Here is an 8,608-nt window from a genome sequence, read left to right on the forward strand (position 1 = left end):
CGTTGCGCCGGGTGAGATGGCGGTTTCGGCCAGGCGGTGGAGGGAACTGGGTTACCGGGTGGCGGTGGACGATGTCGGCTCGGGCCAGTCCCGGGTGCTGGCACTGGCGGAGGTGGGCGGGGACTTCGTGAAGGTGGACCGGCCTCTCGTTACCAATGCGCTGGCCGGGAGAAGGGCGAAACACGTGCTGGAACACCTGGTGAAGATGGCGGCGTCGCTGGGGGCGGAAGTGGTGGCCGAGGGCATCGAAACAGAAGAGGAACTGGAATTCGTGCGCGGGTTGGGCATCCGGTTCGGCCAGGGATATCTCCTTGGCCGGCCGGAGCCCCTGGAAAGCGTGGCGTGACCGAGACACCGTGAAAGAGGGAGGGGAACGATCGATGAAGGCTGTCCGGATCATCCTGGCGGCGGTGCTGGCGTTGTGCGTGGCCGGGGGTTGCGGCAAGAGCCCGAGCCTGGAGAGGGAGCTGGTGCAGCTCTGCGAGAAGTACACGCAGCTCTTCGCGGCCAAAGACTACGACTCTGCCCGCCACTACCTGACGGGCCAGGCGCTCGTGGAGCTCGACGCGTCGCGGCCGCTGCTTGAGGCGGTGAGGGCCGTGGAGACAAAGGTGTCGGAGTTCCAGGGCAAGGTGGACTTCATGTCCCGGGACAAATCGCGTGCCTCGGCGAGGTGTTCCTGGGTGCAGGAGCAGACAGTGCCGGGTTCGGGTACGACCATCACCCGGGTCGAAGTGGTGTACGACCTGGTGAAGCTCAAAGGCAAGTGGCTGATCTCGGGGATAAAGCTGCTCCTGCAGGAGGCCAAGTAAGGTGAGAGGCGGACGGAAAAGGAGGTAAGGCAGGATGAAGAGGAGATCCTCGGGGCTGCTGTTGATAGGGGCGCTGATCCTGGCGGTGGGCGCTGGCTTCGGCGCCGTGCAGGTGGTGAGGGGGTATTCGGAGACCGTCCCGGCCATAGTGGCGGTGAGGGACATCCCGCCCTACACGCGCCTGGACCCGTCGATGCTGAAGGTGGAGGAGGTGCCCCTGGTCGGGCTTCCTCCGGACGTCTTCCGGGTCCCGGGGGACGAGAAGCCCGCCACGGACACCAGGCAGCTTGCGGGCCAGTACACGGCCGTGCACGTCCTGAAAGGGGACGTGATCCGGACCACTCACCTGGCCCAGGTGAAGGGCGACCGCAGCCTGATGTCAGCGCGGTTGTCCGCCCTGGGCCGGAAGGACCTGCGGGCGTTTGCCCTGCCGTTTGACCCCCAGTCGGCGGTGGGCGGCGAGGTGAGGGACGGCGACAGGGTGGACATCGTCGCTTCGGTACGCATCGAGGCGCCCACGGGCACCGTGGGGGTAGGCAAGGTGATTGCGCGGAACGTGCTGGTGCTGAAGGCGGTGAAGGGATCCGAGGGAAGCGGTACCCTGGTCCTCGCGCTGACCCCTTCGGAGATCGAGGACGTTGCCTTCGCCCTGTCCTCCGGCCGGCTGATGTTCGCGCTGAACCCCTATGAGACGGACGAGCAGGCCGCCGTCACCCCGGGCGTGACAGGGAGGGCCTGGCTCGAAAAGTATGGGTTCCCGGTTCCCGTAGAGCCGGGCAGGTGAGGGTCCATGAGCTACAAGGTCGTGCTGGTTGGAGGCCCCGGGTGGTTGAAGACGGCAGCTGGGGCGCTGCGCAGCCCGGAACTCAGGGTGGCGGGGTCTTTTTCCGACCCCGACCAGGCCATGAGGATGCTGGCAGAGCTGGTACCTGACGTGCTGCTCGTGGACTCCGGGATACCCGAGGCCATGGAAGTTGGTTCGCGGCTGGCCCGCGCCTGCCCGGAGGCGGTGGGGCTGCTCTGCGTGTCGCGCTACGATCCCGACCTGTGGCGGAACGCGCGGGTTTTCGGCCTGCGAGGGACGGTGCTCTCGCCCCCTGACCCGCAGGAAGTGATGGATGCCCTCAGCCAGGCGCGGGAGGAAGAGGTCAGGCGTGCCCCTGCGGTGCCGCCGCGAGCCGGCAGGGAGCAGGAGGAGGACCAGTACCCCGGCCCCCGCGGGGCTGCCGTGGTCGCGAGGCAGGAGGTCGTCTGCGTGTGGAGCCCCAAAGGCGGCGTCGGGAAGACGACGCTGGCCGTGAACCTGGCAGGGGCTTGCATGGGTGGCGCCCTGAAGCTCCGGTCCTGCGTCACCGAGTTCGACCCGTGCGGGAAGCTGCAGGTCGCCCTGCAGCTGCGTGACGGGTGCCTGACCGTGTCCGACCTGACCTCCGGGAAGGTATCGGAAAACGAAGCGCAGGTGGCACGGCACCCGTCTGGCCTGCACGCCCTCCCGGGGCCCCGCAAGCTCCTGGGAGGGGATCTGGGCGACGCTGAGGGGGCGCGGCAGGTCCTCGAGTGGCTCAAGCGCAGGTTCGACGTGGTGGTGATCGACTGCGGCATCCAGCTCGACGACATGGTGGCGGTGGCCATGGAGGTAGCCAACCGGGTGCTGCTGGTCACCACCCTCGATGTGGTGTCGTTGAGGCTGCTCAACGAAGCCGAACAGTACGTGGTGACCATGGCCGAGGACCCCGGCAAGTGCTCCGTCGTGCTCAACATGGTGCCGAAGCGGCCCGACCTGCCCCTTTCCCGCATCACGGACCTGGTTCCGTTCCCGGTAGCGGCGCGCATCCCGGAAGACCCCAGCGTGCGCGTGTGCCAGAACCAGGGCGGGGTGGCGGTGGTGTCCAAACCCGACGGCCCCTTTGCCCAGGAGGTGAAGGTGCTTGCGGGGCAGGTGGCGCCGGCCGTGACCGTGGGGGCGCGGCGCCGCGGCCTGTTCGGGCTGTCGTTGAGGAGGTAGAGTAGGTGCCCAGAGATAGCTACGTACGGAAGAAGCTGGGGATGGAGGTCCCCGAAGCTGCTGAGGAGCGGGCCGCGCCGAAGAAAACCAGGGCCCCGGAGGAAGCCAAGCAAACGTCCGAACTGCTGGCGCGCGTGCGGGCCAGACTGCTCTCCGAAGTCCCCCAGAGCATGCTTCTGGAGAGGCACAAGCCGGACGTGCGGGGGAAACTGGAGGCGGCGGCGCGGGGGATCGTCGAGGAGGAAGCGGCACACCTGGGCCGGGTGGCGGAGAAGCTCCTGGTCCAGGAGATACTGTCGGACCTGTTCGGGTACGGGCCGATCCAGCACTTCGTTGACGATGCCGACGTGACGGAGATCATGATCAACGGCCCCGGAGAGGTGTGGATCGAGAAGAAGGGCAGGCTGGTCAAGACGGAAGTCGCCTTCCGCGACGTCCACCACCTGATGGGGGTGGTCGAAAAGATAGTCGGCCCCATCGGCCGGCGGGTGGACGAGTCTTCCCCCATGGTGGACGCGCGGTTGCCCGACGGGTCGCGAGTGAACGTGATCATCCCCCCGCTTGCGCTGAACGGCCCCTGCGTGACTATCCGGAAGTTCGGGCGAAAGCTGACCGCGGAAGACCTGGTGAGGCTGGGCTCGCTGGGCCCGAGGGATGTGGAGTTCCTGAGCGCGTGCGTGCGCGGCAGGCTCAACGTCCTGGTCTCGGGAGGCACCGGTTCGGGGAAGACGACCCTGTTGAACGTGCTCTCCGAGTTCATCCCGGGGGACGAGCGGATCATCACCATCGAGGACTCGGCCGAACTGCAGTTGAGCCACCCGCACTGGGTCAGGCTGGAGGCGCGGCCGCCGAACATCGAGGGCAGGGGCGAGGTGACCATCAGGCAGCTCGTGCGCAACTCCCTGCGGATGCGGCCTGACCGGATCGTCGTGGGCGAGGTGAGGACGGGGGAGGCGCTCGATATGCTGCAGGCCATGAACACCGGGCACGAAGGCAGCCTGTGCACTCTCCACGCCAACTCGCCGGCGGACGCCCTGCGGAGGCTGGGCACCATGGTGCTGATGGCTGGCGAAGACCTGCCCCACCGGGCCATCCAGGAGCAGATAGCCTCGGCCATTGACCTGGTGGTGCACCTGGCGAGGCTGCGCGACGGCTCCCGGCGGGTGACCTCGATCGCCGAAGTGGGCGGGTTGGACGCCAGCGGCTCCCCGGAGATCCGCGAGCTGTTCCGCTTCGTGCAGGACGGGGACGGGGGCAAACTGGTGCCGACCGGCAGGGTTCCGGAGTTCAGTGAAAAGCTGGCGTTCTACGGGGAGTCGCTGGACCCCGGGTGGTTTCGGGATGACACGCAGTAGGAGCTCTGGTAGTGCTACCAGGTTCTCACAGTTCCTGCTAGCCTGCCGTGGCTCTGAGGCTGAGGGGGCGGCCTTTGGCCGTAAGCCGAACCCCGGGCGACCGGGGAGGTGAGGGGTCCCCCTACGTGCTGGGGCTGCCGTGAGGCGGGCACTCCGGGCTGTTGCTCCAGGTCCGGGCGCTGCCGGCCCATGGGGACGGAACCTGGTCCCTCCGGGACAGTTGGTGAACACCCCGCGGGTTCAAAGAGGCCCCGGCACATTGCCGAGGAGCGGAGTGACCCGGAAGGAGGGTGCCCTTAGAGAAACGGGGGAGCGCGAGGGGGCTGTAATCCCCCTCAATTCATTGAGGGGATACACGGACCCCCTCGCGCCTGTGGTATCATGGTGGTATGAAGAAAAAGTCGTGGAAGTCCACGCCCAATGCAGTATATGAGATCAACTATCATCTCGTATGGTCTACCAAGTATCGCAAGCCCGTGCTGGTTCCGCCTGTCGATGTGGCGCTGAAAGACCTGTTGGCGCAAACGGCGGCCGAGCGAGGGTACGACGTGCTCGGTCTGGAGGTGATGCCGGATCATGTCCATATCTTTCTCTCCGCACCGCCCGCACTCAGTCCCGCGCTCATCGCCAAGGTGCTGAAGGGAGCCAGCGCCAGGCGCCTGTTCATCATGTTCCCGCATCTCAGGAGTCGGCTGTGGGGTGGGCATCTATGGAACCCCTCCTACTACGTCGGCACCGCTGGGCATGTGAGCGCGGAGACCATCAAACGCTATATCGAGGAGCAGAAGTCGGGTGTCGATGCTGACGATCAAGGCGCAGATTCACGCGGATCCTGAGACTGAAGGCATTCTCCGGGACGCCATGTTTTGCGCCACCAAGGTCTACAACGGGCTGATGTGGCATTTACGCCGCCAGCAGGAGGAGATCGGCCGCGTCGATGTGCGCCGGTCCAACCTCAACCGCATCCTGGCTGCACTTCCAAGGGCAAAGGGTTATTACTCCATGTCCGCCCAGCTCACCAGGGACGAGGTGCGGCAGGCGTGGCAGTCGTTCTTTGCCCTCCGGCGTAACGGGCGAACCAACCATAACGCTCCAGGGTTCCGGCCTAAATTCATGCTCTCCCCGCTCAAATACGTCCAGAGCGGGTTCAAGGTCGAGGCCGGCCGCCTGACGCTCTCCTTGGGTACGGGCCGGGAGGATGGCGTCCGCTCCGTCACGTTCCGCATCAGCCACCGGCCCAGCGTGGAATACGAGCGGGTGCGCGAGGTCTTCATCACCTACGACAAGCTGACCGGGCAACTGGAAGCCCGCCTGGTGGTGGAGGTCGAGCCCCGCGAGAACCACGGCACAGGCCGTGTGGCGGTGGACCTGGGCGAGACGGTGCTCCTCGCGGCGGCCTTCGGGGACGGCACGGTTCTTCTGTACTCCGGCCGCCTTATCAAGGCGATCCGCCGGTACTGGCAAAAGGTGCGGGCCAAGGTGAAGCCGCCGTCTAAGGAACGCCCACGTGTGTCGCGGCGGTACCGCGAAATCGCCCACAGGGAACGCCGGCAGGTGGAGCACCTTCTGCACATCACCACTACCCACTTCATTCGGGAGTGCGTGCAGCGCGGTGTGAAGGAAATGGCCATCGGCGACCTCACCGGCATCCGCGGCGGGATCGAGTATGGCGCCCGGATGAACCAGCGGCTCCATGCTTGGCCCTATCGCAAGATTGTCCACATGATCCGGTACAAGGCCGCTCTCGCGGGAATTGCCGTGCGGGACGATGTGGACGAGCGCGGCACATCCTGCACCTGCCATGCCTGCGGAACGGCTCGTGAAGCTAGCCGAATCCATCGGGGTCTGTACCGTTGCCCGTGCGGGTGGACCGCGCAGGCAGACGTGAACGGCGCCCTGAACATCTACGAACGGGCGTTCCAGGTGTCTCCCGTCAAGGGGAGTAGTGGCCGTGTGGCGCGGCCCGTGGTCGTGTCATTCCAGGCGGGATGGCATACGGTCCACGAACCGGAGCGCAGGCCAATCCTGCGCACATCCGCTTGAGGATGCCCCCGAATTCATTCGGGGGAGGATGTCACATGGGCGCTTCTTTTGTGAGCTACCCCAAGGTGTTCGTGGTGGACGCGGAGGGGAAGCCGCTCCTGCCATGCCATCCCGCGCGGGCGAGGATGCTGCTTCGTGACGGGAAGGCAGTGGTCGAGCGCGGCTGCCCGTTCGCGATCAGGCTCAAGCGTGTGGCGGAGAGCCCGGCCGGCCCCCTGAGGGCGAAGGTGGACGACGGTTCCCGGCGGGTGGGGATCGCGCTGGTGAACGAGCACGCGGGCGAGGTGGTGTTCCGCGGCGTGCTTGTGCAGCGGGGTGATGTTGTCCGGCTGATCACCCTCCGCAGGGAGTACCGGAGGAGCCGGCGCTACCGGCTGGTCAGGCACCGTCCCTGCCGGAACCTGAACCGCAGGCAGGCCGTCCCCTTCCCCAGCATCCGTCAGAAGAAGGAGGCGATCTCCCGGGTGCTGGCGGACCTGGCGAAGATAGCGCCGGTCTCGGGGGTGGACGTGGAGCTGGTTTCGGCGGCCGTGCGACCCTTCGCTGCCCGGGAGGAACGCGCACGAGAAAGTGCTGGGCCGGGACGGCGGGTGCGTCCTGTGCGGCAGCCGGGAGAAGCTCCACTGCCACCATCTTGTGGGCCGGGCGAAGGGTGGGTCGGGTACGCCCGAGAACCAGGTGGCCCTGTGCCGGGACTGTCATGAGAAGCTGCACGCGGGTGAGGTGGGCCTGGGCAGGAAGGGCCGGACGTTCGCCTGGCGGGCGCTTGCCGTGCTCGGCAAGGCGTATCTCCTGTTGTTGCTTGGGCGTTTCGGGGAGATCCGCACCTGTGAGGGCTGGCAGACGGAGGGGTGGCGGAAGGCCTTGGGGCTGCCCAAGTGTCACGCGAACGACGCGGCGTGCCTGTTCCCCTGCGGTCCTCTGAAGTTCTTCGGGCCGGAGCACATGGTCTGGCCGCTGAGGAGGCGGAGGTGGGAGGGGAATCCCACGAGGACGTGCGAGGAGAGAAACGGCTTCCGGCACTGGGACGTGGTGCGTGCGGAGCGTGCCGGGAGGTTTGTGTTTGGCTGCGTGCGGAGCCTGAAGGCGCGGGCGCTGGCCCTGCGGACTGCGTCGGACCGCAACTTCGAGGTTTCGTACTCGAAGGCGCGCGTTCTTCACCGACCACGCAGGCTGGCGTATGTCCCGACGTGTTAGGTTCTGACGCAAGCTGATAGATCCAGACAAGGAGGTGATGTTCCGGTGTGGTACAACGTGGTGTTTGCCTGCACCTTCGGCGCGCTGCTGTTATTGATGGTGTGGGCGTGGACCAGGGCCCCGCGGCGCGACTGGGAGAGCGTGGTCAAGCCACGGCCCGTGTTCGCGGAGGAGCAGCCGGTGCAGGCCCCCGTGCGGAAGCAACGCGGGGGCCTGTTCGGCAGGTTGGAGCAGGAAGCCGCCAAGGCAGGGGTGAGGCTGACGGGACGGGACTTCCTGGCGGCGGCCGTTTTGGGTGGGTCTCTGGGGTTCACGGTGGGGTTGCTCGCCATCGGGGTGCAGGGAGGTCTGCTCCTCTCCGCGCTCGGCCTGGCGGGACCTTACCTCCTCCTGCAGCGGGCGAAGATGCAGCGGGCCAGGGTCCTGGCGGGCCAGCTCGAGCCCGCGCTGGCACTGCTCTCGACCTCCCTGCGGGCGGGGGCCTCGCTGAGCCAGGCGGTGGAGCACGCGGCGCAGAAGAGCCCCCAGCCCATCCGCGACGTCCTGGCCCAGGCTGACCGGGCGGTGAAACTGGGCGCGGTGCCAGCCGAGGCCCTGGAGGGGGTCGCCGGGACGGTGGAGTCGGTGGACTGGAAGCTCTGGGGGGCGGCGACGTCGATCATGTCGCGGGTGGGCGGGAACCTGGCTTTGATTTACGACCGGCTGAGTGAAACGCTGCGCGACCGCCGGGCGTTCCGCGACCAGATGCGCGCCCTGACCGCGGAGACCAGAGCGTCGGCCCTGGTGGTGTCGCTGGTGCCGGTGGGTACCGTGGCCCTGTGCCGGATGATGAACCCGCGGTACTTCGAGCCCATGCTTTCTTCGTGGTCCGGTCGGGTGCTGTTCCTGGCCTGCCTGGGGGCGATCGGGTTCGGCTGGGTCGTCATCCAGCGGATGATGGGAACCGTGCCGGGGGAGGGGTGAGCCGTGTTGCTGTCCCTGGTCGGTGTGGTGGCGGGCGGGGCGGTGTTTCTGGCCTGCCTGGCTGTCCTGGAAAGGTCGGAGCTGGCCGCCATGCGGCTGGCGCGCATCGTGGGTGCCGTGAAGAAGAGCCCCGTGGAGCAGGCCGCGGAGGAGCACGCCCGTGGGCTGTTCCAGGTACTGGTTAGCGGGGCTGCCGGGCTTCTCGTGCGCGTGGGGAGAAGGTTTCTGCCTGC

At 67.1% G+C, this 8,608-nt stretch carries 11 protein-coding genes; all 11 read left to right on the forward strand.

Features of this window, described 5'->3' with window-relative positions:
- Window positions 1-346: EAL domain-containing protein (locus AB1609_10200; GenBank protein MEW6046837.1), on the forward strand; the 346-nt coding region annotated here is incomplete at its 5' end.
- Window positions 347-380: 34 nt separating this feature from the next.
- The gene (locus AB1609_10205; GenBank protein MEW6046838.1) at window positions 381-812 is read left to right on the forward strand and encodes a hypothetical protein; all 432 of its coding nucleotides are present in this window, start codon (window positions 381-383) and stop codon (window positions 810-812) included.
- A 34-nt stretch (window positions 813-846) separates the two neighbouring features.
- Window positions 847-1,596, forward strand: a complete 750-nt coding sequence (cpaB, locus tag AB1609_10210; protein MEW6046839.1) for a Flp pilus assembly protein CpaB — start codon at window positions 847-849, stop codon at window positions 1,594-1,596.
- Between the two features lie 6 nt (window positions 1,597-1,602).
- A complete protein-coding gene (locus AB1609_10215) occupies window positions 1,603-2,817 on the forward strand; it encodes an AAA family ATPase (protein ID MEW6046840.1) in 1,215 nt (404 codons plus the stop codon).
- A 5-nt stretch (window positions 2,818-2,822) separates the two neighbouring features.
- Window positions 2,823-4,172 carry a CpaF family protein gene (locus AB1609_10220; GenBank protein ID MEW6046841.1) on the forward strand — a complete coding sequence of 450 codons (1,350 nt, stop codon included), beginning with the start codon at window positions 2,823-2,825 and terminating at the stop codon, window positions 4,170-4,172.
- A gap of 389 nt (window positions 4,173-4,561) precedes the next feature.
- Window positions 4,562-5,008, forward strand: a complete 447-nt coding sequence (gene tnpA, locus AB1609_10225; protein MEW6046842.1) for an IS200/IS605 family transposase — start codon at window positions 4,562-4,564, stop codon at window positions 5,006-5,008.
- Complete coding sequence (locus AB1609_10230) at window positions 4,971-6,215, forward strand: transposase (GenBank protein MEW6046843.1); 1,245 nt, start codon at window positions 4,971-4,973, stop codon at window positions 6,213-6,215. Before tnpA ends, AB1609_10230 begins: the two co-directional genes overlap by 38 nt.
- Window positions 6,216-6,250: 35 nt before the next feature.
- Window positions 6,251-6,919: an RRXRR domain-containing protein gene (locus AB1609_10235; GenBank protein ID MEW6046844.1), complete on the forward strand. Its 669-nt coding sequence runs from the start codon at window positions 6,251-6,253 to the stop codon at window positions 6,917-6,919.
- Window positions 6,852-7,412 (forward strand): hypothetical protein, encoded by a 561-nt coding sequence (locus AB1609_10240; protein ID MEW6046845.1) that lies wholly within the window; start codon window positions 6,852-6,854, stop codon window positions 7,410-7,412. Before AB1609_10235 ends, AB1609_10240 begins: the two co-directional genes overlap by 68 nt.
- 45 nt (window positions 7,413-7,457) lie before the next feature.
- Entirely contained in the window at window positions 7,458-8,375 is a 918-nt protein-coding gene (locus AB1609_10245) for a type II secretion system F family protein (protein MEW6046846.1), read from the forward strand.
- Between the two features lie 6 nt (window positions 8,376-8,381).
- Window positions 8,382-8,608, forward strand: a 227-nt coding sequence (locus AB1609_10250; GenBank protein ID MEW6046847.1) for a hypothetical protein, incomplete at its 3' end; no start/stop codon positions are given.

The organism is Bacillota bacterium (assembly GCA_040754675.1).
In the GTDB taxonomy this organism is placed as follows: Bacteria; Bacillota; Limnochordia; order Limnochordales; family Geochordaceae; genus Geochorda.